At 72.0% G+C, this 26,126-nt stretch carries 23 protein-coding genes and 1 riboswitch; of the genes, 13 read left to right on the forward strand and 10 right to left on the reverse strand.

All coding sequences use genetic code 11. From position 1 onward, the window contains the following. Window position 1: 1 nt before the first annotated feature. On the reverse strand, window positions 2-406 hold the full coding sequence (locus tag ACZ7KF_RS32080; RefSeq protein WP_471082876.1) for a winged helix-turn-helix transcriptional regulator: 405 nt from the start codon (window positions 404-406) through the stop codon (window positions 2-4). 92 nt (window positions 407-498) lie between these two features. On the opposite strand from ACZ7KF_RS32080, the gene ACZ7KF_RS32085 reads away from it, so the two are divergent. The 3 genes from ACZ7KF_RS32085 (at window position 499) to ACZ7KF_RS32095 (ending at window position 3,063) form a co-directional block, all read left to right on the forward strand. After that, window positions 499-1,353, forward strand: coding sequence for an SDR family oxidoreductase (locus ACZ7KF_RS32085; RefSeq protein WP_471082878.1), 855 nt, complete (start codon window positions 499-501; stop codon window positions 1,351-1,353). Window positions 1,354-1,588: 235 nt separating this feature from the next. Further along, window positions 1,589-2,545 carry an EamA family transporter RarD gene (rarD, locus tag ACZ7KF_RS32090; RefSeq protein WP_471082881.1) on the forward strand — a complete coding sequence of 319 codons (957 nt, stop codon included), beginning with the start codon at window positions 1,589-1,591 and terminating at the stop codon, window positions 2,543-2,545. A gap of 50 nt (window positions 2,546-2,595) precedes the next feature. Then, window positions 2,596-3,063, forward strand: coding sequence for a VOC family protein (locus ACZ7KF_RS32095; RefSeq protein ID WP_471082884.1), 468 nt, complete (start codon window positions 2,596-2,598; stop codon window positions 3,061-3,063). A 23-nt stretch (window positions 3,064-3,086) separates the two neighbouring features. On the opposite strand, the gene ACZ7KF_RS32100 is transcribed toward ACZ7KF_RS32095, so the two are convergent. Beyond that, entirely contained in the window at window positions 3,087-4,298 is a 1,212-nt protein-coding gene (locus ACZ7KF_RS32100; protein ID WP_471082887.1) for a tetratricopeptide repeat protein, read from the reverse strand. Window positions 4,299-4,493: 195 nt separating this feature from the next. Here ACZ7KF_RS32100 and ACZ7KF_RS32105 point away from each other — a divergent pair, with 195 nt between their 5' ends. Further along, a complete protein-coding gene (locus tag ACZ7KF_RS32105; protein ID WP_471082890.1) occupies window positions 4,494-5,105 on the forward strand; it encodes a flavodoxin family protein in 612 nt (203 codons plus the stop codon). On the opposite strand, the gene ACZ7KF_RS32110 is transcribed toward ACZ7KF_RS32105, so the two are convergent. From ACZ7KF_RS32110 to ACZ7KF_RS32125, 4 genes are all read right to left on the reverse strand, one after another. After that, complete coding sequence (locus ACZ7KF_RS32110; protein WP_471082893.1) at window positions 5,102-5,986, reverse strand: ABC transporter permease; 885 nt, start codon at window positions 5,984-5,986, stop codon at window positions 5,102-5,104. The two genes, ACZ7KF_RS32105 and ACZ7KF_RS32110, sit on opposite strands and share 4 nt — an antisense overlap. Beyond that, the gene (locus ACZ7KF_RS32115) at window positions 5,973-6,965 is read right to left on the reverse strand and encodes an ABC transporter ATP-binding protein (protein ID WP_471082896.1); all 993 of its coding nucleotides are present in this window, start codon (window positions 6,963-6,965) and stop codon (window positions 5,973-5,975) included. Before ACZ7KF_RS32115 ends, ACZ7KF_RS32110 begins: the two co-directional genes overlap by 14 nt. Before the next feature lie 70 nt (window positions 6,966-7,035). Next, on the reverse strand, window positions 7,036-8,235 hold the full coding sequence (locus ACZ7KF_RS32120; protein ID WP_471082899.1) for a LolA family protein: 1,200 nt from the start codon (window positions 8,233-8,235) through the stop codon (window positions 7,036-7,038). Window positions 8,236-8,480: 245 nt separating this feature from the next. Then, window positions 8,481-9,491 (reverse strand): polyprenyl synthetase family protein, encoded by a 1,011-nt coding sequence (locus ACZ7KF_RS32125; protein ID WP_471082901.1) that lies wholly within the window; start codon window positions 9,489-9,491, stop codon window positions 8,481-8,483. A gap of 574 nt (window positions 9,492-10,065) precedes the next feature. Next, window positions 10,066-10,246: riboswitch (cyclic di-AMP (ydaO/yuaA leader) on the forward strand. A 3-nt stretch (window positions 10,247-10,249) separates the two neighbouring features. Here ACZ7KF_RS32125 and ACZ7KF_RS32130 point away from each other — a divergent pair. Continuing rightward, complete coding sequence (locus ACZ7KF_RS32130) at window positions 10,250-10,735, forward strand: transglycosylase SLT domain-containing protein (RefSeq protein WP_471082904.1); 486 nt, start codon at window positions 10,250-10,252, stop codon at window positions 10,733-10,735. A gap of 55 nt (window positions 10,736-10,790) precedes the next feature. On the opposite strand, the gene ACZ7KF_RS32135 is transcribed toward ACZ7KF_RS32130, so the two are convergent. From ACZ7KF_RS32135 to ACZ7KF_RS32145, 3 genes are all read right to left on the reverse strand, one after another. After that, window positions 10,791-11,603 (reverse strand): HAD family hydrolase, encoded by an 813-nt coding sequence (locus ACZ7KF_RS32135; RefSeq protein WP_471082907.1) that lies wholly within the window; start codon window positions 11,601-11,603, stop codon window positions 10,791-10,793. A 131-nt stretch (window positions 11,604-11,734) separates the two neighbouring features. Continuing rightward, window positions 11,735-12,937, reverse strand: a complete 1,203-nt coding sequence (locus ACZ7KF_RS32140; RefSeq protein WP_471082910.1) for an FAD-dependent oxidoreductase — start codon at window positions 12,935-12,937, stop codon at window positions 11,735-11,737. A 46-nt stretch (window positions 12,938-12,983) separates the two neighbouring features. After that, a complete protein-coding gene (locus tag ACZ7KF_RS32145) occupies window positions 12,984-14,228 on the reverse strand; it encodes a carboxylate--amine ligase (RefSeq protein WP_471083250.1) in 1,245 nt (414 codons plus the stop codon). Between the two features lie 268 nt (window positions 14,229-14,496). Here ACZ7KF_RS32145 and fahA point away from each other — a divergent pair, with 268 nt between their 5' ends. From fahA to ACZ7KF_RS32185, 8 genes are all read left to right on the forward strand, one after another. After that, window positions 14,497-15,714: a fumarylacetoacetase gene (gene fahA / locus ACZ7KF_RS32150; protein ID WP_471082913.1), complete on the forward strand. Its 1,218-nt coding sequence runs from the start codon at window positions 14,497-14,499 to the stop codon at window positions 15,712-15,714. A 244-nt stretch (window positions 15,715-15,958) separates the two neighbouring features. Continuing rightward, on the forward strand, window positions 15,959-16,897 hold the full coding sequence (locus ACZ7KF_RS32155; protein WP_471082916.1) for a M56 family metallopeptidase: 939 nt from the start codon (window positions 15,959-15,961) through the stop codon (window positions 16,895-16,897). 132 nt (window positions 16,898-17,029) lie between these two features. Beyond that, complete coding sequence (locus ACZ7KF_RS32160; RefSeq protein ID WP_471082919.1) at window positions 17,030-17,818, forward strand: GntR family transcriptional regulator; 789 nt, start codon at window positions 17,030-17,032, stop codon at window positions 17,816-17,818. A gap of 33 nt (window positions 17,819-17,851) precedes the next feature. Then, window positions 17,852-18,079 (forward strand): 4Fe-4S dicluster domain-containing protein, encoded by a 228-nt coding sequence (locus ACZ7KF_RS32165; protein WP_030347217.1) that lies wholly within the window; start codon window positions 17,852-17,854, stop codon window positions 18,077-18,079. 14 nt (window positions 18,080-18,093) lie between these two features. Next, a complete protein-coding gene (locus ACZ7KF_RS32170; RefSeq protein ID WP_471082922.1) occupies window positions 18,094-19,437 on the forward strand; it encodes an ABC transporter substrate-binding protein in 1,344 nt (447 codons plus the stop codon). Beyond that, entirely contained in the window at window positions 19,434-20,348 is a 915-nt protein-coding gene (locus ACZ7KF_RS32175) for an ABC transporter permease (RefSeq protein ID WP_471082925.1), read from the forward strand. The genes ACZ7KF_RS32170 and ACZ7KF_RS32175 overlap by 4 nt, the downstream gene beginning before the upstream one ends. Next, window positions 20,332-21,120 carry an ABC transporter ATP-binding protein gene (locus ACZ7KF_RS32180; protein ID WP_471082928.1) on the forward strand — a complete coding sequence of 263 codons (789 nt, stop codon included), beginning with the start codon at window positions 20,332-20,334 and terminating at the stop codon, window positions 21,118-21,120. Before ACZ7KF_RS32175 ends, ACZ7KF_RS32180 begins: the two co-directional genes overlap by 17 nt. A gap of 11 nt (window positions 21,121-21,131) precedes the next feature. After that, a complete protein-coding gene (locus ACZ7KF_RS32185; RefSeq protein WP_471082930.1) occupies window positions 21,132-23,897 on the forward strand; it encodes a fumarate reductase/succinate dehydrogenase flavoprotein subunit in 2,766 nt (921 codons plus the stop codon). Between the two features lie 28 nt (window positions 23,898-23,925). Here ACZ7KF_RS32185 and recQ read toward each other — a convergent pair whose 3' ends face one another. Further along, window positions 23,926-25,920 (reverse strand): DNA helicase RecQ, encoded by a 1,995-nt coding sequence (recQ, locus tag ACZ7KF_RS32190; protein WP_471082933.1) that lies wholly within the window; start codon window positions 25,918-25,920, stop codon window positions 23,926-23,928. Window positions 25,921-26,126 lie beyond the last annotated feature (206 nt).

The following is a 26,126-nucleotide window of genomic DNA, read 5'->3' on the forward strand; positions in this document are numbered from 1 at the left end:
ATCACGAGGCCCGGGACTGGATTTCCCGGGCCTCGTCGTATGCGCGGCGGGCCTGTTCGACCCTGCTCATGCGCGCGTGCGTCCACTGGGCCAGGGTCCGCACCTGCTCCGCCGCCTCGCGACCGAGGGCGGTGAGCGAGTAGTCGACGCGGGGCGGGATGACCGGTTTGGCGTCGCGGTGCACCAGGCCGTCGCGCTCCAGGGTCTGGAGGGTCTGGGTGAGCATCTTCTCGCTGACGCCCCGGCCGCCGTAGGCGCTGATCGCCCGGCGCAGTTCGCTGAACCGGTACGGCCGGTCCAGCAGCTCGATGAGGACGAGGACGCCCCAGCGGCTGGTCACGTGCTCCAGGACCAGGCGGTAGGGGCACATCGCCTCGGCGTCCCCCGCATCCTTGGTTACCGACATGGAAGTACCTTACTTCAAAGTGGGTACTTTCGCTTGGTTAGTGCAGCTCCTACGGTGAGTCCCATACCCATCGGAGAAGGAGTTTTCACACCATGAGCATCGTCGTCACCGGAGCCACCGGACACCTCGGCCGTCATGTGGTGGAGCAGCTGCTGGAGAAGGTTCCGGCGGAGCGGATCACCGCCGTCGTGCGTGACGAGGCGAAGGCCGCCGACTTCGCCGCCCGCGGCGTGCGGGTGGCCGTGGCCGACTACAACGCGCCCGAGACCTTCGACGACCTGTTCGCCGCCGGCGACAAGGTCCTGCTGATCTCCGGCAACGAGTTCGACAAGGGCCGGGTGGGACAGCACACGGTCGTCATCGAGGCGGCGAAGGCGGCCGGCGTGGCCCTGCTCGCCTACACCAGCGCCCCGGGGTCCCTGACGGCCGCGCTGGCGGACGACCACCGGGCGACCGAGAAGGTACTGCTCGCCTCCGGTCTGCCCTACAGCCTGCTGCGCAACGGCTGGTACCACGAGAACTACACCGAGAACCTGGCGCCCGTGCTGGAGCACAACGCCGTCGTCCAGTCCGCCGGTGACGGCCGGATCTCCTCGGCCTCCCGCGCCGACTACGCCGCCGCCGCGGTCGCCGTGCTGACCGGCGAGGGACACGAGAACACGACGTACGAGCTGGGCGGCGACGAGGCGTGGGGCTTCGCCGAGTACGCGGCCGAGCTGAGCCGACAGACCGGCAAGGAGATCGTCTACAGCCCGGTCCCGACGGAGACCCTCACCGAGATCCTGACCGGCGCCGGTCTGCCCGCGCCGCTGGCCGGGATCCTGGCGGGCGTGGACGCGTCGATCGAGAAGGGCGAGCTGGTCATCTCCTCCGGCGACCTCTCCCGGCTGATCGGCCGCCCCACCACCCCACTGACGGAGGCCGTCGCCGACGCACTCAAGGACTGAGGCCGTCGCCGACGCACCCAAGGACCGAGGCCGTCGCCGACGCACCCAAGGACCGAGGCCGCCCACCGCCCTGGGCGGAGGCCGAGGCCGTCCCACCGCCGTGGTCAAGGGCCGAGGCGTGCGGATCCCCGGCTGTCATGACCGTATTGCGATACGGGCATGACAGCCGTGGGTGCCCGGCGCTACCTTCGTCCTCGCGCATCCATGCCGGGAGCGCGGGCGAGAAGGAGGGGCCTTGGCCAAGACGTCCGACGGAGAGCACCGCATAGGCCTGCTGAACGGTTTCGCCGCCTATGGGATGTGGGGGCTCGTTCCCCTGTTCTGGCCCCTGCTCAAGCCCGCCGGAGCCATGGAGATCCTGGCTCACCGCATGGTGTGGTCCCTCGTGTTCGTCGCCGTCGCGCTGCTCTTCGTACGCCGCTGGGCCTGGGCCGGAGAGCTGCTGCGCCAGCCCCGGCGGCTCGCTCTCGTCGTCGTGGCGGCGGGCGTCATCACCGTGAACTGGGGCGTCTACATCTGGGCGGTGAACGCCGGCCATGTCGTCGAGGCCTCGCTCGGCTACTTCATCAACCCGCTGGTCACCATCGCGATGGGCGTACTGCTCCTGAAGGAGCGGCTGCGGCCCGTGCAGTGGGCGGCGGTCGCGATCGGCTTCGCCGCCGTCGTCGTCCTGACCGTCGGCTACGGCCGCCCACCGTGGATCTCGCTCTGCCTCGCCTTCTCCTTCGCCACCTACGGACTGGTGAAGAAGAAGGTCGCCCTCGGCGGCGTCGAGTCGCTGGCCGCCGAGACGGCGATCCAGTTCCTGCCGGCGCTCGGCTATCTGCTGTGGCTGTCCTCGCACGGCGACGCCAGTTTCATGAACGACGGCACCGGACACGCCGCTCTGCTCGCCTCCACCGGCATCGTCACCGCCCTGCCCCTGGTCTGCTTCGGCGCGGCGGCGATCCGCGTACCGCTGTCCACCCTGGGCCTGCTCCAGTACCTGGCCCCGATCTTCCAGTTCCTGCTCGGCGTCCTCTACTTCGACGAGGCCATGCCGCCCGAGCGGTGGGCCGGGTTCGCTCTGGTCTGGCTGGCGCTGATCCTGCTGACGGGCGACGCGCTGCGCTTCGCCAGGCGGCCGGCGCGGCGAGCCGTACCGGTGGCCCGGGTCCCCGAGGCTCCCGCGTCGGCTCCGGCGGACGTCTGACGGTGCGGAACGGACCCCTCCACCGAGGGGTCCGGTCTATAAGGGGGGGCATGACCGCACAGACTCCCGCCCCGCTGCACTGGAAGCTCGTCATCGACGCCGCCGACCCGCACGCACAGGCCGACTTCTGGGCCGCCGCGCTGCACTACACGGCCGAGGACAACAGCGCCCTCGTCGAACGGCTGCTCTCCGTCGGCGCGCTGCCCGGGGAGGCCACCGTCGAGTACCACGGCCGGGCCGCCTTCCGTGACCTGATCGCCGTACGGCACCCCGACGACCCGTACGACCCGGAGACCGGCACCGGGCTCGGCCGGCGGCTGCTGTTCCAGCGGGTGCCGGAGGCGAAGACCGGCAAGAACCGGCTCCACCTCGACATCCACGCGGGCCCGGAACGGCGCGCGGACGAGGTGACACGTCTTCAGGCCCTGGGCGCCCGGACGCTGCGCGAGGTGAAGGAGCCTTCGGGCCAGTGGGTCCTGATGGCGGACCCGGAGGACAACGAGTTCTGCGTGCACTAGCCCGTCCGCGACCGCTACGGCCGTTACGCCTGCGCCGCCTTGGCCGCGCGGTCGGTCAGCCGGACCATGCGGGCGCGGGCCGACTCCAGCGGACGCAGGTCGTCGGCGGCGGGGCCGGGCTCGGCGGTGAGGTCCGTCCACAGGTCGATCAGGTCCCTGCCCATCCGCAGTCCCTCCTCGGGATCGCGCACCGCGCGCCAGGCGGTGGCCGCGCTCTGCACGTTGCCGTAGGCGGCCTCCCCGTCCCGGGCCTGGCGGCGCTGCCGGGCGACGTCCAGGGACAGCCGGAAGGCGCGGACCGGGTCGCCCGCCAAGTAGGCGATGTACGCGCACAGTTCCCGCAGGTGCAGCACCTCGGCGTGGCGCGGGCCGAACACGGCGGACGCCTCGGAGAGGGTCCGGTCGGCCAGCTCCGTCGCCGCGTCGATACGGCCCGCACGCACGGCCTCGTTGATACGGCTCATCGGCTCGCCGAGCAGCTCCGCACCCTCGGCGGTCTCGGTCAGCGGCCCGTCTCCGAGCACCTCCTCGGCGACCGCGTCGAAGCCACGGGCCGGGGTGGGGGTGGCAGTGGAGACGGAGGGCTCGGCCGGTACGGCGACGAGGGGGGCCGGGACCGCGGGGACGCGGGCGTGTGTGACCTGCGCGTCGGCGACGGGCACGTCACGCGCAGGCCCGCCCACCACGGGCGGGTCCACCGCAGGCGGGTCCATCACGGACACGTCCGTCGCCCGCACGTCCGCCACAGACGCGCCCAGCACGAGCGCGTCGGTCACGAGCGCGTCCGACACAGCCGCGCCCCTCACGGCCACGTCCGTCACCGGCACGCCGGTCACCGGCAGGTCCGTCACCGGCATGTCCATCACGGGCGCCGGTCCGAACTGCCCCGTCGGAGCCTGTACCGTCCCCGGTGCCACAGCCGGCGGGCCCGGCACCGCTTCGGTCGCCCGGACCGCCTCTCCCGTCACCCGGCTGGAGCCGTCCGCCGAGACCTCCAACGGGACCACGCAGCCGGCGAGGTCGTCCTGGATCGTGGCGCGTATGGGGGCGCCGATGCTGATGGCCAGGCGCTGGAGGTGGTTGAGGACGGCCTGCTGGATGTCCTCGCCCGGTGCCGCCACGACCGACGCCCCGCCGACCGACGCGCCTCCCGTGCCGAACACCCGGACGGCCACCGCCGCCGGATGCCCCACGGGCTGCCGCGCCCGCTTCTTCTCGAAGCTGAGTCCAGCCATCGGTGTCCCTCACTCCCCCGGCGCCGCGATCCGGTCGTACGCGTTCTACCCACCAGTGTGTCGGCTCTCCCCGGCTTCCGCGTCACCGCGACGTCACAGCCTCGCACCAGCCACACCCTGGCCAATTTTGCATGCGTGTGCATAAGATGCAGACGCCTCTATTCAGAGCTTCCAAACGTCTCACCTGGGGGACCCATGAGCCGCCGCTTCCTCTTCGTCCTGGGCAGCGCCCGCACCGAAGGCAACACCGAACTGCTGGCCCGCGAGGCGGCCGCGCAGCTGTCCGGCGATGTGGAGCAGCGCTGGATCCGCCTCGCCGAAGACCCCCTGCCCGACTTCGCGGACCTGCGGCACGACAGCGACCACGTCCGGCCCCCGGCGGACACCAGCACGGGCCGGCTGCTGGACGCCACGCTCGCGGCCACGGACATCGTGATCGCCTCGCCGCTGTACTGGTACTCGGTGTCCAGCCTCACCAAGACCTACCTGGACCACTGGTCCGCCTGGCTGCGCACACCGGGACTCGACTTCAAGGCGACGATGGCCGGCCGCACCCTCTGGGGCATCGCCGCGCTGGCGGACCACGAGCCCTCCGTCGCCGACCCCTACGTGGGCACCCTCAACAACTCCGCCGCGTACCTGGGGATGCGCTTCGGCGGCGTTCTGCTGGGCAACGGCAGCGCGCCCGGTGACGTGCGCGCGGACGCCGACGCGCTGGCACGCGCGAAGACGTTCTTCGCCCAGGACGCGCCCCTCGCCCGCTTCCCCCACGAGACCGCCGGCGCCCAGGCCGGCGCCCAGGACTAGGCGTTGATGTCCTTCGCCGTGAACCGCGCCCAGGCCGCCGAGCCGAACACGACCGCGTACAGGCCCTGCAGGCCGAGGTTCTTCACCAGGTCGTCCCAGTAGACGGGGTCACGCATCAGGTCGGCGAAGGACAGCCAGTGGTGCGAGAACAAGTACGGCTGCACCGCGTGCAGCTGGGGTATCTGGTCGACGATCTGGACGGTGATGAGCAGGCCGACCGTGGTCGCCATCGCCGCGATGCCGCTGTGGGTGAGGGTCGACACGAACAGGCCGAGGGCCGCGATGCCGATCAGTGAAGCCGCGACGACCAGGGCGATGAGCAGGGCGCGGCCGAGCCCCTCGGTGAAGCCGATCCGGGTGCCGGAGATCGTCGTCAGCTCGCCGAGCGGAAAGAGCAGCGCGCCGACGAGCAGCGCCGAGACGGTGACGACCAGGGTGGCCAGCAGGCAGAACGCCATCACCGTCGCGTACTTGGTGAGCAGCAGCCGGGTGCGGCCGGCGGGGGCGACCAGCAGATAACGCAGGGTGCCCGCGCCCGCCTCCCCGGCTATCGCGTCGCCCGCGACGACGCCGACGACCAGCGGCAGGAAGAACGGCAGGGTCGTGGCCAGCGCGGTGAACACCAGGAACAGGCCGTTGTTGGTGATCTGTGCGATGAACGCCGGGCCCTCGCCGTTGCCGCCGCCCACCGGCGCACCGTCCCGGGTCTCGAGCTTCACCGCGATCCCGATCAGCACCGGAACCGCGGCCAGCACCCCGAGCAGGGCGAGGGTGCGCCAGCGGCGGACGGTGACGACCAGCTCGCTGCGCAGCAGCCCGAGGGTCCACAGGGGGTTTCGCCGGCGTACCTTCTCCGGCTGGAGCGCATCAGCCCGCGACATCGAAGCCCTCCCCGGTCAGCGCCACGAACGCGTCCTCCAGCGAGGCGCGTTCCACCGTGAGGCCCCGGACGCGGACACCCGCGGTGACCAGGGCCGCGGTCACCTCGGCGAGGTCCCGCTCGGGCGGTTCGCCGGTGACCCGGTCGCCGTCGGCGGTCACATCGCCGACGCCCAGTTCCTTCAGTACGCGGGTCGCCTCGCCCGTGTCCGGAGTGGTCACCGCCAGCCGGTCGCGTGCCCCGGCCGCCAGCTCGGACACCGCGCCCTGGACGACGAGCCGGCCCTGTGCCATGACCGCCGCGTGCGTGCACACCTGCTCGATCTCGTCGAGGAGGTGGGAGGAGAGGAAGACGGTCGTGCCGTCGGCGGCCAGTTCCCGGATCAGGGCGCGGATCTCGCGCATGCCCTGCGGGTCGAGGCCGTTGGTGGGCTCGTCCAGGACGAGCAGCCGGCGCGGCTGGAGCAGTGCGGCGGCCAGGCCCAACCGCTGTTTCATGCCCAGCGAGTACGCCTTCGCCTTCTTGCCCGCGGCGGCGGCGAGGCCGACCCGGTCCAGTGCCGCGGCGACGCGGGCGCGCCGGGTGCGCGGGTCGGCGGTGGGGTCGGCGGCGTCGTAGCGCAGCAGGTTGTCCCGGCCGGAGAGGAAGCCGTACAGGGCGGGGCCCTCGATGAGCGCGCCGACCTGAGGAAGGACCGTGCGGGCCGACCGCGGCATGGGGCGGTCGAGCACCCGTGCCGTGCCGGCGGTCGGCTCGATCAGGCCCATCAGCATGCGGATGGTGGTGGTCTTGCCGGAGCCGTTCGGGCCGAGGAAGCCGAAGACGCTGCCCGCCGGGACGGTCAGGTCGAGACCGTCCACAGCGAGCTGTCCGCCGCGGTAGCGCTTGGTGAGACCGCGCGTGGCGATCACGCTCGCCGGCGCGTCCCCCTGGTCCCGCCGCGGGGCGGGTTCCCGCTGCGTGGCGGACGGTTCGTCCATCGGCTCCCCCTCGATTCGTCGTGCCCCGAAGGGTCAACGGCCCGTCACTCCGTGTAGTTCCCGGGCGGGGTCACTTCCCGGCGTCGGCCGCCTTCACCAGGGCGTCCTTGGTCACGGCGCCGGCGTAGACCTTGCCGTCGTCGGTGATCAGGGCGTTGACCAGGCGGGTGGAGAAGACCGTGCCCTTGCCGAACTTCCCGGAGACCTGGTCGCCGAGCGAGCCGAGGAAGCCGCCGAGGTCGCCGCTCTGGGAGCCGGTCGGCAGGCCGCCCTCGGCACCGGTGTCGAAGGTGGCTATGGACGTCCAGCCCTTGCCGAGGACGTTCAGCCCGGTCAGGCCCTCGGCGAAGTCCTCACCGTGCTTCGGGGTGTGCTGGGGCTTCCCGGCCGTGTCCTTCTCCTCGGTCACCTTCGCGCCCTTGGGCGGGGTGAAGTCGAAGGTGGAGGCGGCCGGGCGGGCGAAGGAGACCTGAGTGAAGCCCGCGTCGACCACGGCGGCGCCGCCGCTCTTCGGGGTCAGCGTGAACTTCAGCGGCTGGCCCGTCTCGGCGTCCACGGCGATGCTGATCGCGCCGACCGTGGTCCCGGACTGCTTGGGCTTGATCAGCAGCTTGTAGGCGTCGCGTCCGGCGACCTGCGCGGTGCCGTCGACGGTGACGGACGTGGTGTCGTCCACCGACTTCAGAGCCTCGTCGGCGAAGTCCTTGGGGGTGGCGGGCGGCTCGGCCGTGCGGTCCTTGCCGGAGCCGGCCGCGGTGGAGTGGTAGACCTCGTTGCTCTTGCTGTCGTAGCCCCAGACGTCCTTGCCGTCGTGGATCAGGCTGTACTCGGCGCCGCTCTCCAGCAGCGACACCTTCTGCCGGTCCGGGCCGTCGGCGGCGACGCGCAGGGTGTGCGTGCCGGAGACCAGCTCGGTGAGCTTGGCCTGCGGGTCGGCGGAGGAGCCGTCGCCGGAGCCCTGGCCGGCCCCGCCGAGCATGCCGCTCTCCAGGCCGCCGAGGTTCGGCAGGCCGAGGTCGGTGCTGATCTTCACGGTGCCGGACAGCTGCTGCACGTCCGACTTGGCGATCTTCTCGATGAGCTGCTGTGCGCTGATCTTCGGCAGGTCGGGGTCACCGGAGTCGGCGAGCGCCGGGACCAGCCCGATCGTGGCCGCCGCCACCCCCACCACCGCGACCGGAACGGCGTACCGCGCGGCCCTGCGCCGGCCGGAACGCGTCTCCTCGTCCCGCGCGGCGCCCACTGCGTCGTCGGATTCGTACGGTGCCATGTGTGCCTTACCTCCGTCGTCGGCGGCAGCTGTCCTCACGCTGGTCCACCTGAGCCGCCATTCTCACCCGAATCGGTGAGGAGTGGTGATTTCCGTGGTTCCCATCTGACCAAATCGGCCGTGAGGAAGCGTCAGCCCTCGGAGGCAACTGCGTGTACGCCTGCGGTATGACATGCGGCGGCCGTATCTCCACCGACCCGTAGGGGTCGGGCGGGAGGACACCGCCGTACGGGTGTCGGGCCGGGTCAGCCGGCCCGGTGCACCACCGCGTCGCACAGCTCCAGCAGCGCCGCCTTGGCGTCGCATTCCCGGAGCGGCGCCAGCGCGGCCCGTGCCTCCTCCGCGTACCGGACGGTGTCCCGGCGGGCCTGCTCCAGCGCGGGGTGGGCCCGCAGGCCGGCCAGTGCCTCGGCGAGCCGGGCGTCGTCGCTGAGGTCGGAGTCCAGCAGCTCGCACAGCGCGAGGTCCTCGGCCAGCCCCAGCCGGGCGGCCCGCTCGCGCAGCCGGAGCACCGGCAGGGTGGGGATGCCCTCGCGCAGGTCCGTGCCCGGGGTCTTGCCGGACTCGTGGGAGTCGGAGGCGATGTCCAGCACGTCGTCCGCGAGCTGGAAGGCGACCCCGAGCCGTTCGCCGTACTGGGTGAGGACGTCGACCACCGTCTCGTCGGCGCCGGACATCATCGCGCCGAACCGGCACGACACCGCCACCAGGGAGCCCGTCTTTCCGCCGAGCACGTCCAGGTAGTGCTCGACCGGGTCGCGTCCGTCCGAGGGACCCGCGGTCTCCAGGATCTGGCCGGTCACCAGCCGTTCGAACGCCAGGGCCTGCACCCGGACCGCCTCGGGGCCGAGGTCGGCGAGGATCTGGGAGGCTCGGGCGAAGAGGAAGTCACCGGTGAGGACCGCGACGGAGTTGCCCCAGCGGGTGTTGGCGCTGTCCACGCCGCGCCGCACGGCGGCCTCGTCCATGACGTCGTCGTGGTACAGCGTGGCCAGGTGGGTCAGCTCCACGACCACGGCCGACGGCACGATGCCCGGCGCGTAGGGGTCGCCGAACTGGGCCGCGAGCATCACGAGCAGTGGCCGGAACCGCTTCCCGCCGGCCCGTACGAGGTGCTGGGCGGCCTCCGTGATGAACGGGACCTCGCTCTTGGTGGCATCGAGCAAGCCTTCCTCGACTGCCGCCAATCCGGCCTGGACATCGGCTTCCAGAGCCTGGTCCCGCACGCTCAGCCCGAACGGCCCGACGACGGTCACGAGGGGTCTCCTGTCTGCTGGTGTCTGCTGGCGATTACACGGTTTGTCGATAGGTCGCTGCCATCACTCAAGTCAGCGTATCCGGTCCTGTTTCGATCACCGATAGCGCCCACCGGTCCAGCCTGGGCGGTATCGCAGCATGACCGGCATGGTTTTGATCACATGGTAATACCGGACATTTATCGACTTAACAGTAATCCGAACGCTGTGTCGCGACCTCTCCACCCTCTCGCTTTCCCTGTCGGCCGCCCATGCAACAACAGGCACCACACCCCTGGTTCCACCACCACTCGGACTTCAGACATGAATCCCCTTAATCCCCCATGTCTGATTTGAAATGTTTTGCTATTTCGTGAGTTGGGTCACGCGCCCTCCGCGCGCACCCCGTCCACCGGACCCCCGGGACCCCTTGCGCCGTCGGCGAGTTGAGAGTTGGCAACCGCAAAGGATCAAGCACCTCATACCGCGTCGATCATGACCAAAAGGCACGTTGTATGAATCCAGTACTTGTTCCCGACATGTGCTCTCGCATACGTTCCGGCCGTCGGGCGGACGCCTAATCCTGCCGCCGCCCGCATACCCATCGACGAACTCATTCGTACGGCAGGAGCGGGGGACCCAGGTAAGTCGCTGCACCGGACGGCACACGCCGCACCGGAACGGCTCGGGGTGAAGCCGTGCCTCCCCGAGGCACGGCCGGGCACCTCCCCGCCCGAACCCGACAGCTCACCTCGTAGGCGCCGGAGAGGAACTTCCCCATGCCTGCTGCCGCTCAGCACCGCCGTACCCGGAACAGCCGCCTCGTCCGTACTCTCGTCGCCGCCGGCACCGGCGCCGCCGTCCTCGTCCTGCCGCTCATCGGCGCGACCACCGCCTCCGCGGCCCCCAGCGCCACCACGGCCGCCACCACCCCCGCCGGATACCCGAACAACCTCGACGGCTGGATCCGCGAGTCCCTCGCGATCATGGCCGAGAAGAAGATCCCGGGTACCTACAACGGCATCTACCGCAACGTCATACGCGAGTCCTCCGGCAACCCGGCCGCCATCAACCTCTGGGACTCCAACGCCGCCAAGGGCATCCCGTCCAAGGGCCTGCTCCAGGTCATCGACCCGACGTTCAACGCCTACCACGTGGCCGGCACCTCGTTCGACATCTACGACCCGGTCGCGAACATCACCGCCGCCTGCAACTACGCGGCCGCGCGGTACGGGTCGATCGACAACGTGTTCGGCGCCTACTGACCGGCCGGTCGCGGCAGGCCTGCCTGACGTCCCGGTCAGCCGGCCGACGTCCCGGTCAGCCGCTCGGGAACAGTCTTTCGAGGACGACGGCGATGCCGTCGTCCTCGTTCGACAAGGTGACCTCGTCCGCGACCGCCTTCAGTTCGGGATGAGCGTTGGCCATGGCGACGCCGTGCCCCGCCCAGTCGAACATCGGGATGTCGTTGGGCATGTCACCGAAGGCCAGCGCCTGTTCGGCGCCGATCCGCAGCCGTTCGGCGGCCAGCGCCAGCCCGGTCGCCTTCGTCACCCCGCTCGGCTGGAGCTCCACGGTGCCCGGCCCCGACATGGTGACCGTCGCCAGCGAGCCCACCGCCGCGCGCGCCACCGCCGCCAACTCGTCGTCGGACAGGTCGGCATGCCGCAGCAGCACCTTGCTGATGGGCGCGCACCACAGATCGTCCCGGCGCTCGACCCGCACCGCGGGCAGCGTCGGATGAGGCATCCGGTAGCCGGGCTCGATGAGCGTGAGCCCGTCCACACCGTCCTGGTCGACCGCCGCGTAGACCTGCCCCACCTCCGCCTCGATCTTGCCGAGCGCGGTCTCGGCCAGCTCCCGGTCCAGCCGGACCGACCACAGCAGGCGGTCGGCGCCCGCGTCGTAGACCTGCGCTCCCTGTCCGCACACCGCGAGTCCGGTGCAGCCGAGGTGCGCGAGCAGGGGCCGGACCCGCGGAGCCGGGCGGCCCGTGACCACCAGGTGCCGGGCACCCGCACGCGCCACCCGCGCGAGCGCGGCGAGCGACCGTTCGGAGACGGTGTCGTCGCCACGCAGCAGCGTCCCGTCCAGGTCGGTGGCGATCAGTGCGTATGCGGGGGTGGGTGCCATGATCAGAGAATACGGACACCGCGCCGCGCCGACTCATCTGTCGTTGCACGCACTTACGTGCTGCCCGGCCCCAAGTGGGGCCCTCCGAAGCCTTGATGGCGATCCGCTCGGTCCCCGCGCGCGGCCGGGGCTCAGCCGTGGGCCGCGGCCAGGTGTGCCGCGAGCCGTGGGGAGGCGAACTCCGTACCGCAGACGAAACGCATCACCGGCCCGTACGACGACGCCGCCGGCAGACCCGTGAAGTACAGGCCCGGCACGGAGGAGACGTAGCCGGGGCCGAGCCGGGGGGTGCCGCGGCTCACCGCGAGCCGGGTGCGCAGCTCGTGGCCGAGGAAGTCCATCGCCGCGATGTCGACGCGGTAACCGGTGGCGGCGATGACATGGTCGGCGGTGAGCCGCTCGGTCCGGCCGGCATGGGTGCGCACCGTGAGCACGGGGCCGCCGTCCCGGGTCTCGGCACCCACCACCCGCTCCACCTCCCGCACCTGCACAGCGCCCTCGAAGCGCTCGCGCAGCCACCAGGCGCCGAGCGGCCCGAGGACCCGGCGGACCAGATAGTGGCGGGTGGCCTCGGGCAGCAGGCGGTACGGGTGCGGGTGATAGGAGAGCGCCCACAGCGACCAGGCACGGCCGAACGGGGACTCGGGACGCAGCCTCGGCTGCTTCCAGGGCGGGGCGCCGAAGGCGACCCGCCCCCGCCCGCGCGCCACCACGCGCACGCGTGCGCCCGCCTCCGCCGCGAGCGCCGCCGTCTCCAGCGCGGACTGGCCGGCGCCGATGACGATCAGTTCCTTGCCGGTGAACCGGCCGAGGTCGTGGTGCTGGGAGCTGTGCGAGACCGGGCCGGCCGGGGCGGGGCCGTCGGCCGCCGCCGGCGCCAGCTCGGCCGGCAGGTGGGCCAGCCCGGACAGTCCGGTGGCGACGACGACCGCGCGCGCGGTGAACAGCTCCCCGGAGTCCAGCTTCAGTTCGAAGCCGCCGTGCGTGTCGCGGTCGACGGAGACGACCCGCACCTGCTCCAGGTCGGGGACCAGTTTCCGCTGGTACCACTCGCCGTAGCCGATGAAGGTCTCCACCGGGATGATGTCCTCGTCGGTCACCAGGCGGCGGATCCCGGCCGCGTCGCAGTAGTCGGCGAGGGTGTGGCCGGGCTGGGGGCAGTCGAGGTTCGAGGCGACAGGCGTCGACTTGAGGAGCATGCCCTGGGGCATGTTCTCCCGCCAGCTCACCATGGGGTCGCCGAAGACGCGAACGGAAATGCCGCGCGCCCGCAGATGCGCGGCGGTGGACAGGCCGAACGGCCCGGCCCCGATGACTGCAACCGGTCGGATCACGAAGTCCCTCCCCAGGACGCGGTGCGCCACGCTGTCGTGGCCTTGCCTACTCCGTGCTGGTGCTGCCGCCGCGGCGGGTGGTCCGCCACAGCTGGTAGAGGTGCTTCGCGCCCGGGCGCGCGAAGCGGGCGAGCATCGTGAGGAACGGCAGCGGGTCGTCACCCGCGAACCAGGCCAGTTCCGTCCCGCTCGCCCTCGCCGGCGCGTGCGGTGTCGTGTAGCCGCTGCGGCGGTAGGCGAGAAGGGCCGCCAGGTCGATGTTCTCCACGATGTAGCGGTGTCCGGCGCGCTGTTCCCCCTCCGGTACAGGGCGCCCGGTCAGGTGCAGGTGCATCGCACGGACGACGTCCACGCCCGACTCGTTCTCGAAGAGCCGGAACTGGGCGCCCATGCGCGGATTGAAGTCGAGGAGCTTGTACTGCCCGTCACGCCGGTCGAAGCGCAGGTCGAGGTCGATGATCCCGCTGAAGCCGATCTGTTTGATGAAACGAGCGGCGAGGTCGGCGAGTTCCGGGTTGTCGACGACGTACGCGTTCGCCGTCATGCCGGCGTGCGGCGGCCAGGAGCGGACCTTGACGCCGGTGAACAGCGTGAGCGGGCTGGAGTCCTGGTCGAAGCAGGCGTGCACGATCCAGTCCTCGGCGTCCTCGCGGGGCAGGTACTCCTGGAGGATCACGCCGGGCTCGTCGCCCCAGTCGCGGGCCAGGCCGAGCAGCCCCGCGCGTGTGCCGATCTTCGTGGTGCCGTTCACGGCGGGCCGCCGGCGCCGGACGAACGCCTCGCGGTTCTTGGCCACCACCGGGAAGCGGGCCGTGTCGGCGAAGGCCACGATCTCCTCGTACGACCGGGGGAACGCGGCCGTGGGGCTGGCGACGCCGTGCTCGACGCACAGTTCGTGCAGCCCCTGCTTGCTGGCCAGCCGTCGGGGCAGTACGGGATCCACGCGCGGAAAGAGAAAGGATCCGGCCAGGTCGCCCTGGTGCTCGGCGATCAGGACGGCGGCCTCCTCGTCCGTCGGGATCAGGACGGCCGGACGGCCGATCCGCCGGCCGATGCGCAGCAGGCCCTCGACCAGCCGGCCGGGGTCCTCCGCGCCGGTCGTCGGCCACACGAACGCCTTCTTCAGGTAGCGCGAGGAGGCCGCCGGCGTGTACGGGTCCTCGGTGACGGCATACATGGGCACGCCCAGGCGGCCCAGGCTGCGGATCGCTCCCACACCTCCGTGGTGCAGCGGGTAGTCACCGAACTTGACGATCAGTCCCGGTACGTCGCGGTCGGCGTCCACGGGCACGCTGACGGTGTTTCCGGCCACGGGTCCCCCCACGTGTCCCCCATTGGAACGGACCCACCCCGTCCGTGTCCCCAAAGGACGCTAAGCCGGAATTGCCGCCTCCGACAAGGCGTATCCGGACATTGCGAACTCTTTAGACATCGTGCGAGCAACCTTTCGAGCAGATCGTGCGGCACTGCCCAAGACACGCGGGTCGGCCGTAACGTGTGGCGCGACCACATGGAACGCAGCGCCATGCATGGCCCGGATGAGAGCGAGGCAGTACCCCATGCCCCCCTTCGACGTCCCCGAGGGCGACCCCTTCGGTCCGCACAACCTCCCCTATGGCGTGTTCTCGCCCTCCGGCAGCACGGAGCGGAGGATCGGTGTCCGGCTCGGGAACCACGTCCTCGACGCGGGCGCCGCGGCCGCCGCGCTCGGCTCGCCCCACCACGAGCTGCTCGCGCGGCCCACGCTCAACCCCCTGCTGGCCGCCGGCCCCACCACCTGGTCGGACGTACGGCGCGCCCTCACCTCCTGGGTCACGGACCCGGCCCACCGCGAAACGGTCGAGCCGCTGTTCCACCCCCTGTCCGAGGTGACCCTGCACCTCCCCTTCGAGGTGGCGGACTACGTCGACTTCTACGCCTCCGAGAACCACGCCCGCAACGTCGGCCAGATCTTCCGCCCCGACGCCGCGGACTCCCTCACCCCCAACTGGAAGCACCTGCCGATCGGCTACCACGGCCGCTCCGGCACGGTCGTCGTCTCGGGCACGGACGTCGTACGGCCGTCCGGGCAGCGCAAGGGCCCGGACGACCCCGCACCCGTCTTCGGCCCGTCGATCCGGATGGACATCGAGGCCGAGGTGGGCTTCGTCGTGGGCGTGCCGTCCCCGCTGGGCAGCCCGGTCCCGCTCGACGGCTTCCGGGACCACGTCTTCGGCCTGTGCCTGCTGAACGACTGGTCCGCACGCGACATCCAGGCCTGGGAGTACGTCCCCCTCGGCCCGTTCCTCGGCAAGTCCTTCGCGACCTCGGTGTCGGCGTGGATCACCCCGCTGGAGGCACTGGAACACGCACGTGTGACCCCTCCGGAGCGCACGCACCCCCTGCTGCCCTACCTGGACGACGCCGCGCCCGGCGCGGAATCCGGCGGCTACGACCTCCGCATCTCCGTCGCGATCAACGGCCATGTGGTCGCCGAGCCGCCGTTCTCCACCATGTACTGGACCGCCGCCCAGCAGCTCGCCCACATGACGGTGAACGGCGCCTCGCTGCGCACGGGCGACCTGTACGGCTCCGGCACGGTGAGCGGCCCGGCCGAGAACCAGCGCGGGTCGCTGCTGGAACTGACCTGGAACGGCCGCGACCCGCTCGAACTCCCCGACGGCAAGCGGACCTTCCTGGAGGACGGTGACGTGGTGACCCTGTCCGCATGGGCCCCCGGCGCCGACGGCCACCGGGTCGGACTGGGCGAGGTCAGCGGGCGCGTCGTGGCCGGCTGAGCCGCGGCCGAGGCGACACCGCCCCGGGCACGGGTACGGGTACGCGCGTGTGACGCGGCGAGAGCCGCCCACGCGCGCGTGCCGCGGCCCCCCGGATCGCCGCCGGCACCTGACTCGCACCGCCGTCTTCGTCATACTGACAAGGACACGCACCACACATCGCGCGCGACGCGCTCCCGTGCGCCGCGTGCACCGGCACCACCGACACCCGCACACCTCTCCGACCAGGAACCGGAGCCCCGGCATGACCGTCTGCCTGCTCCTGCTGAGCGTCGTCGCCCTGACGGCCGCCGTGCCGGCGCCCCGCGCACTGACCCGGGCCGCCTGGCCCGAACGGGACCCCGTGGTCGCCCTGTGGGTGTGGCAGTGCCTGGTCGCCACCGTCCTGCTGTGCTGCCTGACCGCGCTGGTCCTGGGCGCGGCGGCCGTCTTCCACACCGTCCGCGACCACGTGTTCGCCCCCGCGCCGCCCGCCGTCACCGCCGCGTACGACCTGTCCACCGCACCGGTGTGGGCCGCCGCGCTCACCGTACTGCTGGCCTGCGGGGCCGCCTGGACGACGGCGATGCTGGCCCGGGAACTCGTCGAGGCCCGCCGCAGCCGCGGCCAGGCCCGGGCACACCTGCGCGAGCGAGCCCCCGAGCTGCCGGCCGGACTGCCGGCGGCACGCGGGCCGATGCTGGTACTGGAGGACGAGTACCCGGACGCCTGGTGGATGCCGGGCCACCCGCCGCAACTGGTCGTCACCACGGGGGCGCTGCACCGCCTCACCGACCTCCAGCTGGACGCCGTCCTCACCCACGAGCGCGGACACGCCCGCGCCCACCACGACTGGCTGCTCCACCTGTCCACCGCACTCGCCACGGGCTTCCCGCGCGTACCGCTCTTCGCCCACTTCTGCGACCAGACGCACCGCCTGGTCGAGCTGGCCGCCGACGACACGGCGTCCCGGCGCTGCGGGCACCTCACCACGGCCCTCGCCCTGATCGAGCTGAACCAGCACCGGGGTGTCCTCTCCTGCGACTCCAGCCGCCGCCTCCTCGGCGAGCGCGTGGACCGCCTGCTGGAGCCGCCGCCGCGGCTGCTGCGCCGGCACCGGGCACTGACGACGACCGTGGCCGCTCTGGTGCCGCTGCTGCCGCTGCTGATCACTTTCGCGCCAGGCCTGACGGCCCTGTCCTGACAGCCCCGCCGGGTGGCAGATCTTGCCCGGCGACGTATGAAAGCCCAGCTCAGCGGCCCGCTCACAGGGCCCTCAGCTGGCGCAACACTCCAGCAACACGCCATTCCCTACCCCATGGGTATGGTTCCAGCCATGCCACCCACCGACCGCCCCCGAGACCACGCCGGGCAGGGCGCCGCGACCACCGTCGCCGCCCACCGCGCGAGGCGACGGCTGCGAGCGGACCGGGCCCGGCAACTCGCCGACCTGCTGCGCCGCCAGATCCTGACCGGCGCCTTCCAGGACGGCACCCTCCCCCACGAGTCCACCCTCGCCGCCGACTACCGCGCCTCCCGCAACACCGTCCGCCAGGCCCTGGACCTGCTCAGGGCCGAAGGCCTGGTGGACCGGCTGCCCGGAGTCGGCACCGTCGTCGTCGCCCGGAAATACCCGCACGGGCTCGACCGTCTGATGGGCCTCGCGGAAACCCTCCGCGAACACGGCCGCGTCACCAACGAGGTCCGCACCATGGGCCCCGCCCCCGCACCCGCCCCCGTGGCCGAACGCCTCCGCGTACCGGCCGGCGCCGACGTCCTCTACATCGAACGCCTGCGCCGCCTGAACGGCCTCCCGCTCTCCCTCGACCTCACCTACATCCCGCTCGACATCGGCACCGCCCTGCTCGGCGCCGACCTCGAGAACACCGATGTCTTCCGGCTCCTGGAAGCCATCACCGGCCAGCCTCTCGGCCACGCCGAGATCACCCTGGAGGCGGTGAACGCGGACGCCCACTCCGCGGCCGTGCTCCAGGCCCCGCGTGGCGCCGCCGTACTGATGCTGGAGCGCCTCACGCACCTGGCCGACGGCCGCCCCGTCGACCTGGAGTTCATCCGCTTCCGCGGCGACCGCATCACCATGAGCGGCCTGCTGCACCGGTCGTAACCACCCCTGCCTGCACGTTTCCTGGAGACAGCCATGCCCTTGGCGCCCCAGCGGGCCGACGTGCCCGTGACCATCGACGAGTCGAAGTGCATCGACGGCTGCACCCTCTGCGTGGACATGTGCCCGCTGGACTCCCTCGCCATCGACGAGAGCAGCGGCAAGGCGTACATGCACGTCGACGAGTGCTGGTACTGCGGCCCGTGCGCGGCGCGCTGCCCCACCGGAGCCGTCACGGTCAACATGCCCTACCTGCTGCGGTGAGAGGTACCACCATCATGAAACGCACGGCAGTCGCCCTGTCCGCCGCCACACTTCTGCTGCCGCTGTCCGCCTGCGGCGGCAGCGCCGAGGCGGGCAGCAGCTCAACGGTCACCGTCACCGTCGGCTACCAGTCCAAGACCATCAACACCGTCACCGCGGGCACCCTGCTGCGCTCTCTCGGCTACTTCGAGAAGCAGCTCGACTCCCTGCACGACGGCCACACCTACAAGGTCGACTGGCAGGACTACGCCACCGGCGCCCCGATCACCGCCCAGATGACCGCCGGAAAGATCGACATCGGCTCGATGGGGGACTTCCCGCTGCTGCTCAACGCGGCCCGCGGCAAGCAACTCGGCCGCCCCACCCACCTGGTCTCCGTCACCGGTTACAACCTGCGCGGCGGCCTCAACACCATCGTCACCGCGCCGGACTCCCAGCTCACGTCCCTGAAGGACCTCAAGGGCAAGAAGGTCTCCACGAGTGTGGGCTCGGCCGCCGACGGCACCCTGGTACGGGCCCTCCAGCGCGCCGGCATCGACCCGGAAAAAGGGATCTCCAAGCTCAACCAGCAGCCCGCGGTGGGTGCTTCCGCACTGTCCGCCGGCAGCGTGGACGCGCTGTCCCAGTTCGTCGCCTGGCCGGGCCTGCTCGCCTACCAGGGCAAGGCGAAGGCGCTGTACGACGGCGCCCAGCTGAACCTGCCGACCTTCCACGGCGTCACCGCCCGCGAGGACTTCACCCGGCAGCACCCGGCCGTCCTGACCGCCTTCCTCAAGGCCCAGGCCCAGGCGACGGACTACCTCGACCGCCACCCCGTCACCGCCGCCGAGAAGGTCGCCAAGGCCACCGGCCTGCCCGCCGAGGCCGTCTACCTGTACAACGGCGCTCACGGCATCGCCACCTTCGACCCGGCGCTCCGGCCCCAGCTCGTCTCCGCCCTGAAGCAGGACGTGTCCGTGCTGAAGGCCGCCCAGCTGACCGGTGACGTGGACGTGGACTCGTTCGTCGACGACCGGTACGTGAAGAAGGCCCTCGGCACGTCGTACGCCAAGCGGCTCACCGCGTCGCCCCCGCCGGCCGCGAGCGAGGTGTGGCCCCGGGGCAGCGAGAAGACCCTCTCCTTCACGTCCCCGAAGCAACTGCTGGCCCACCTCGCCGCGCACCCCGACGGCATCCGCGCCGCCTACGTCCCCGACGCCACCACCGGCACCCTCTGGTTCGCGGACAAGGCGGTCTGGGTGGCCGACGGCGACCAGCTGCTGCCCTTCGTCGCGCCGGCCACCGCGCGGGACTACGTCTCCGCCCACACCGGTGCTCGTACGGTGTCGTACCGCGAGGCACTGGGGCGGGCCTCATGATCCGGCAGCCCCTGTCCCGGTATGCCCTGCGGGTGGCGTCCCTGGCCGCCGCTCTCGGGCTGTGGCAGCTGCTGACCAGCCAGGACGTCGACCTGTGGCTGCGTTTCTCGCAGTTCCCGACGGTCACCGACGTGGCCCACGCCTTCGCCGAGCGGCTGTCCGGCGACGACTACTGGACCGACCTCACCGACAGCCTCACCCGCATCCTGAGCGGCTTCGCGCTGGCGGCCGTCCTCGGCGTGGCGACGGGCGTGCTCGTGGCCCGCTCCCGCCTGGCCGAGGACCTGCTCGGCCCGGTGCTGGAGGTCGTCCGCCCCATCCCGGCGATCGCCCTCGTCCCGGTCGCGATCCTCCTGTTCCCCTCGAACGAACAGGGCATCGTCTTCATCACCTGCACCGCCGCCTTCTTCCCCGTGCTGGTCTCCACCCGGCACGCGGTCCGCGCGCTGACCCCGGTCTGGGAGGAGGCGGTGCGCACCATGGGCGGCGGCAGGTTCCGGATCCTGGGCTCGGTCGTGCTGCCGGGCGCCCTGCCCGGCATCTTCGGCGGGCTGTCGGTGGGCATCGGCGTGTCGTGGATCTGCGTGATCTCCGCCGAGATGATCTCCGGCCAGTACGGGGTCGGCTACCGCACCTGGCAGGACTACACGGTGGTCGACTACCCGGGCGTCTTCGTCGGCATGGTCACGATCGGCGTGCTCGGCTGGATCACCTCGACGGCCGTGGAACTCCTCGGCCGCCGGCTGACCCACTGGCTGCCCCGCACCTCGTACGTCCCCGCAGGCCGTACCCGCGCACCCCGGCCGGTCACCGCCCCCGCTCGCCCCGACGGCGAGCCCGAGAAGCAGGCCCAGTCCGAGCAGCAGGGCCAGAACGACCCCGAGGAGGCCCGCGATGAGCACCTCGTCTGAGACCGTCACCGCTCCCGCCGCGCCGGCACCAAAGACGCCCCGGGGCACCCGGCTCGCCTTCCGCTCCGCCGCCCTCGGCCGCCCGGACGCGCCGGTCCTCGACGACGTCGACCTGGAGGTCGCCCCCGGCGAGATCCTCACCGTCGTCGGCCCCTCCGGCTGCGGCAAGTCCACGCTGCTGCGCACGCTCGCCGGACTGCTGCCGCCGCTGGGCGGCACGGTCGAAGTGGACGGCGGCCCGCTGACCGGGCCGTCGGCTGATCGCGCGCTCGTCTTCCAGGAAGACGCGCTGCTGCCCTGGCGGACCTTGCGCGGAAACGTCGAACTCCCGCTCGCCATCAGGGGCGTACCGCGCGCGGAGCGGCGGTCCCGGGCGGCGTCGTGGCTGGCGCGGGTCGGCCTCACCGCGCAGGCCGGGCAGTTGCCGCACCGGGTGTCCGGCGGGCAGCGCCAGCGCGCCCAGTTGGCCCGTGCCTTGGCCGACAGTCCACGCGCGGTCCTCATGGACGAGCCCTTCGGCGCCCTCGACGCGCAGACCCGCTCCGGCATGCAGGACCTGCTGGTGGAGGTGTTGCGCGGCACGGGCGCGAGCGTCGTGTTCGTCACGCACGACGTGGACGAGGCCCTCTTCCTCGGCGACCGGGTGGCCCTGCTCGGCTCCGGGCGCGTGTCCGCCGTACGCGAGGTGCCGCGGCCCCGTGACCGTGCTGCCCTCGACGACCCGGCCCGTGTGGCGCTGCGCCGCGCCGTCCTCTCCTCGCTCGGCTCCTGAAAGGCATCCCGGTGACCACCCCCGCGCCCACTTCCCTGGAGATTCCCGCCGTCACCGACGCCGAGGAGCTGACCTGCGACGTCCTCGTCATCGGCGGCGGCACCGCCGGCACCATGGCCGCGCTGACCGCCGCCGAGCGCGGCGCGGACGTCCTGCTGCTGGAGAAGGCCCACGTCCGGCACTCCGGCGCGCTCGCCATGGGCATGGACGGCGTCAACAACGCGGTCGTCCCCGGCCGTGCCGAACCCGACGACTACGTCGCCGAGATCACCCGCGCGAACGACGGCATCGTCGACCAGTCCACCGTCCGCCAGACCGCCACGCGCGGGTTCGCGATGGTGCAGCGGCTGGAGTCGTACGGGGTCAAGTTCGAGAAGGACGAGCACGGCGAGTACGCGGTCCGCCAGGTCCATCGCTCCGGCTCGTACGTACTGCCGATGCCAGAGGGCAAGGACGTCAAAAAGGTCCTGTACCGGCAGTTGCGGCGGCGCGAGATGCGGGAGCGGATCCGTATCGAGAACCGGGTGATGCCGGTGCGGGTCCTCACCGCCGAGGGGCGGGCCGTGGGCGCTGTCGGCTTCAACACCCGTACGGGCGCGTTCGTCACCGTCCGCGCGGGCGCGGTGATCCTCGCGACCGGCGCCTGCGGCCGGCTCGGGCTGCCCGCCTCCGGATACCTCTACGGCACCTACGAGAACCCCACCAACGCCGGCGACGGGTACGCCATGGCGTACCACGCGGGCGCCGAGCTGACGGGTATCGAGTGCTTCCAGATCAATCCGTTGATCAAGGACTACAACGGGCCGGCCTGCGCCTACGTCGCCAACCCCTTCGGCGGGTACCAGGTCAACCGGCACGGTGAGCGCTTCGTCGACTCCGACTACTGGTCCGGTCAGATGATGGCCGAGTTCGCCGCCGAGGTCGCCAGCGACCGCGGGCCGGTCTACCTCAAGCTCAGCCATCTGCCCGAGGAGTCGGTCTCCGCCCTGGAGTCCATCCTGCACTCCACCGAGCGGCCGACCCGCGGCACCTTCCACGCCGGCCGCGGGCACGACTACCGCACCCATGACATCGAGATGCACATCTCCGAGATCGGCCTGTGCGGCGGTCACTCGGCTTCCGGGGTCCGTGTCGACGACCACGCGCGCACGACCGTCCCCCGTCTGTACGCCGCCGGTGACCTCGCCTGCGTCCCGCACAACTACATGATCGGCGCGTTCGTCTTCGGCGACCTGGCGGGCGCGGACGCCGCCCAGTACACGGCGTACGCCGGTGAGCTTCCCGCGGACCAGGTGCGCGAGGCGCACGAGCTGATCTACCGCCCGCTGCGTCACCCGGACGGCCCGCCGCAGACCCAGGTCGAGTACAAGCTGCGCCGTTTCGTGAACGACTACGTGGCACCGCCGAAGTCCGGTGCGCGGCTCTCCCTCGCGCTGGAGGCGTTCGAGCGGATGCGTGCCGACATCGCCGCGATGGGTGCGCACACCCCGCACGAGCTGATGCGCTGCGCCGAGGTCACCTTCATCCGTGACTGCGCGGAGATGGCCGCCCGCGCCTCCTTGGCCCGTACCGAGTCCCGCTGGGGCCTCTATCACGAGCGTCTCGACCATCCCGGTCGCGACGACGTCTCCTGGTTCCACCATCTCGATCTGCACAAGTCCCCCTCGGGTGCGATGGAGTTCACGGCGCGGCCCGTGGCTCCCTATCTGGTGCCGGTGGAGGAGTTCACGCCTGTCGGCGGTCCCTCCCGGCAGCTGGGCGAGGTCCGTCCCGAGGACGTGGCCACGGCCGGGCCGCGCGAGGTGGCGCCGGTGGCCGCGGGGCCCACGTCCGCGCGTGCCGCCGACTCCGCCGGCCGGACCGACGCCCTGGGCTCCGCCTCGCCCCGGCTGCTGGAGCTGCTGGGGCTGGCCGAGGCCGAACCCGAACTCGCGTCGATCGACCCGTACCTGGCGGATCCGGATCCCGCGGTCCGCCGTACGGCGGTCTCGGTGCTGACCGAGACCGTGCCGCCCGGCACCGGGCAGGCCCTCGCCGGTGCGCTCGCCGACCCCGATGCCGAGGTCCGTGCGAGTGCCGCGGCCTCACTGCGCGAGCTCGTCGAGACGCTGCCGCCCGATCCCGCCCTGGGCGCCGCCCTCACCGGTGCGCTCGCCCAGGACGACCCGGTGGTCCGTGCCGCCGCCCTGGATGTGCTGCGGGCGCTGCGGCTCGGTGAGTCCGGGGTGTTCGCGGCGGCGCTGGCCGACCCCGACGTCGCGGTCCGGACGGAGGCCGTACGGGCGCTCGTCTCGGTGGACGCGGTCGGGCCCCTGGCGGGTGCGGCGGACGATCCCTCCCGGGAGGTCCGGGTCACCGTCGCCAAGGCCCTGGCCACCGTCGGCTCGGCGTCTCTCGACGCCTCCGACCGGGACCTGCTCACCGTCACCCTGGACCGGCTCACCGGGGACGGTGACGCGCTGGTCCGCGGCGCCGCGTTCGGTGCGCTGGCGGCCACCGGCTGCCCGCCGCCGCTCGTCTCCCGGATCGTGGCGGCCCTGTCCGATCCGGCCTGGCAGGTGCGGTCCGGTGCCGCGACCGCGCTGTCGGCCGCATCCGCCGAGGCGGCCGTGCCCGCCCTCGCCAAGGCCCTGGCCGATCCGAACGCCGACGTACGCAAGGCGGCGGTGCTGGCCTTGGGCCGGCACCGGACCTCGGCGGAGGCCCGCGCGGCCCTCGCCACGGCCACGGCCGACTCGGACGCGGACGTCCGGGCCTACGCGGCGCGGGGGTGGTGAGTCCCGCACCGCGCCGGGTCGTGCCGGGCTATATCCAGTCGTCGGGCTCGGGCTCGTCCGCGGGCTCGGGCCAGTCGGCGTCCGGCACGTCGGCGGCGGCGTCGGCGGCCGGTGCCGCTCCGTCCAGAGAGGCCAGTACCTGGATCACCCCTTCCCCGTACGTCGCCAGCTTCTTCTCGCCGACGCCGCTCACCGTGCCCAGGTCCCGCACCGAACCGGGCCGCCGGGTCACGATCTCCCGGAGGGTGGCGTCGTGGAAGATGACGTACGCCGGGACGCCCTGTTCCCGGGCCTGCTCGGCACGCCAGGCCCGCAGCGCCTCGAAGGCGGGGAGCAGCTCGTCGGGCAGTTCCGCCACGGCGGCCTTGGCCTTGCCGGTGCCTCCGGAGGCACCGGCGGACCGCGACCGGGAGGCGGCCGGCTTCTTCGGTTCCTTGCGCAACGGCACCTCGCGCTCCCTGCGCAGCACCGCGCCGCTCGCCTCGGTGAGCACCAGCGTGCCGTACTCCCCTTCGACCGCGAGCAGCCCCTGTGCCAGCAGCTGCCGGATCACGCCCCGCCACTCGCCGTCGGTGAGGTCCTGGCCGATGCCGAAGACGGACAGCTGGTCGTGGTCGAACTGGATCACCTTGGCGGTGCGCTTGCCGAGCAGGATGTCGACGATCTGCATCGCGCCGAACTTCTGCCCGCGTTCGCGCTGCAGCCGCACCACCGTGGACAGCGCCTTCTGCGCGGCGACCGTGCCGTCCCAGGTCTCCGGCGGGGTGAGGCAGGTGTCGCAGTTGCCGCAGCCCGCGGTGGCGTCGGGGTCCTGGCCGAAGTAGGCGAGCAGCTGGCCGCGGCGGCAGCGGGCGGTCTCGCACAGCGCGAGCATGGCGTCGAGGTGGGCGGCGGCCCGGCGGCGGAACGCCTCGTCGCCCTCACCGGACTGGATCAGTTTGCGCTGCTGTATGACGTCGTTCAGGCCGTACGCCATCCAGGCCGTGGACGGCAGGCCGTCGCGGCCCGCCCGGCCGGTCTCCTGGTAGTAGCCCTCGATCGACTTGGGCAGGTCGAGGTGGGCGACGAAGCGGACGTCCGGCTTGTCGATGCCCATGCCGAAGGCGATGGTCGCCACCACGACCAGGCCGTCCTCGCGCAGGAACCGGGACTGGTGCGCCGCGCGGGTCGCCGCCTCCAGGCCCGCGTGGTACGGCACTGCGTCGATGCCGTTGGCGGTGAGGAACTCCGCCGTACGCTCCACCGAGTTGCGCGAGAGGCAGTACACGATGCCGGCGTCGCCCGGGTGCTCCTCCCGGAGGAAGGCGAGCAGCTGCTTCTTCGGGTCGGCCTTGGGCACGATCCGGTACTGGATGTTGGGCCGGTCGAAGCTGGCGACGAAGTGGCGGGCCGTCGGCAGGTTGAGCCGCTGGGTGATCTCCTGGTGGGTGGCGTGGGTGGCCGTGGCGGTGAGAGCGATCCGCGGGACGTCCGGCCAGCGCTCGCCGAGCAGGGACAGAGCGAGGTAGTCGGGGCGGAAGTCGTGGCCCCACTGGGACACGCAGTGCGCCTCGTCGATCGCGAAGACGGAGATCTTGCCGCGGGAGAGCAGGTCCAGCGTGGAGTCCAGGCGGAGCCGCTCGGGGGCCAGGTAGAGCAGGTCCAGTTCGCCGGCCAGGAACTCGGCCTCGACCGTGCGCCGCTCGTCGAAGCCCTGCGTGGAGTTGACGAAGCCGGCGCGGACGCCGAGGGCGCGCAGGGCGTCCACCTGGTCCTGCATGAGGGCGATCAGCGGGGAGATCACCACGCCGGTGCCGGGCCGGACCAGGGCCGGGATCTGGTAGCACAGCGACTTGCCGCCGCCGGTGGGCATGAGGACGAGGGCGTCGCCGCCCGCCACCACGTGCTCGATGATCGCCTGCTGCTCGCCCCGGAAGGAGTCGTATCCGAAGACCCGGTGCAGCGTGGCCAGCGCCTCGCTGTCGGCCGCGCCCGGCCCCTCGGTCACTTGTGGCATCTCGCTGATTCCGCCCGTCACGCTCATCGTCCTGTCCCCCGCCGGTCCCCCGTGTGTCGTCTCTCGACCGCTGCCTCCACGATAGGGGTCCGCACCGACAGCCTCGGAGTTATCCACAGGCTTTGCCGTTCCGCGACGTCGCCTCTCGGTCACATGAGGTGACGAGCGGCACCCGGATGCGGAGGCGCCGCGGGCGTCCCCGGGGTCGGTGACCTGGAAAGACCGCTGCCCGG

The organism is Streptomyces sp. NPDC038200, assembly GCF_055600785.1.

What these genes read in the sequence shown, in the direction of transcription:
- ACZ7KF_RS32080 (WP_471082876.1), bottom strand. Translation starts at nt 406, where the DNA reads ATGTCGGTAACCAAGGATGCGGGGGACGCCGAGGCGATGTGCCCCTAC.
- ACZ7KF_RS32085 (WP_471082878.1), top strand. Translation starts at nt 499, where the DNA reads ATGAGCATCGTCGTCACCGGAGCCACCGGACACCTCGGCCGTCATGTG.
- ACZ7KF_RS32095 (WP_471082884.1), top strand. Translation starts at nt 2,596, where the DNA reads ATGACCGCACAGACTCCCGCCCCGCTGCACTGGAAGCTCGTCATCGAC.
- ACZ7KF_RS32100 (WP_471082887.1), bottom strand. Translation starts at nt 4,298, where the DNA reads ATGGCTGGACTCAGCTTCGAGAAGAAGCGGGCGCGGCAGCCCGTGGGG.
- ACZ7KF_RS32105 (WP_471082890.1), top strand. Translation starts at nt 4,494, where the DNA reads ATGAGCCGCCGCTTCCTCTTCGTCCTGGGCAGCGCCCGCACCGAAGGC.
- ACZ7KF_RS32110 (WP_471082893.1), bottom strand. Translation starts at nt 5,986, where the DNA reads ATGTCGCGGGCTGATGCGCTCCAGCCGGAGAAGGTACGCCGGCGAAAC.
- ACZ7KF_RS32115 (WP_471082896.1), bottom strand. Translation starts at nt 6,965, where the DNA reads ATGGACGAACCGTCCGCCACGCAGCGGGAACCCGCCCCGCGGCGGGAC.
- ACZ7KF_RS32120 (WP_471082899.1), bottom strand. Translation starts at nt 8,235, where the DNA reads ATGGCACCGTACGAATCCGACGACGCAGTGGGCGCCGCGCGGGACGAG.
- ACZ7KF_RS32130 (WP_471082904.1), top strand. Translation starts at nt 10,250, where the DNA reads ATGCCTGCTGCCGCTCAGCACCGCCGTACCCGGAACAGCCGCCTCGTC.
- ACZ7KF_RS32135 (WP_471082907.1), bottom strand. Translation starts at nt 11,603, where the DNA reads ATGGCACCCACCCCCGCATACGCACTGATCGCCACCGACCTGGACGGG.
- fahA (WP_471082913.1), top strand. Translation starts at nt 14,497, where the DNA reads ATGCCCCCCTTCGACGTCCCCGAGGGCGACCCCTTCGGTCCGCACAAC.
- ACZ7KF_RS32155 (WP_471082916.1), top strand. Translation starts at nt 15,959, where the DNA reads ATGACCGTCTGCCTGCTCCTGCTGAGCGTCGTCGCCCTGACGGCCGCC.
- ACZ7KF_RS32160 (WP_471082919.1), top strand. Translation starts at nt 17,030, where the DNA reads ATGCCACCCACCGACCGCCCCCGAGACCACGCCGGGCAGGGCGCCGCG.
- ACZ7KF_RS32165 (WP_030347217.1), top strand. Translation starts at nt 17,852, where the DNA reads ATGCCCTTGGCGCCCCAGCGGGCCGACGTGCCCGTGACCATCGACGAG.
- ACZ7KF_RS32170 (WP_471082922.1), top strand. Translation starts at nt 18,094, where the DNA reads ATGAAACGCACGGCAGTCGCCCTGTCCGCCGCCACACTTCTGCTGCCG.
- ACZ7KF_RS32175 (WP_471082925.1), top strand. Translation starts at nt 19,434, where the DNA reads ATGATCCGGCAGCCCCTGTCCCGGTATGCCCTGCGGGTGGCGTCCCTG.
- ACZ7KF_RS32180 (WP_471082928.1), top strand. Translation starts at nt 20,332, where the DNA reads ATGAGCACCTCGTCTGAGACCGTCACCGCTCCCGCCGCGCCGGCACCA.
- recQ (WP_471082933.1), bottom strand. Translation starts at nt 25,920, where the DNA reads ATGAGCGTGACGGGCGGAATCAGCGAGATGCCACAAGTGACCGAGGGG.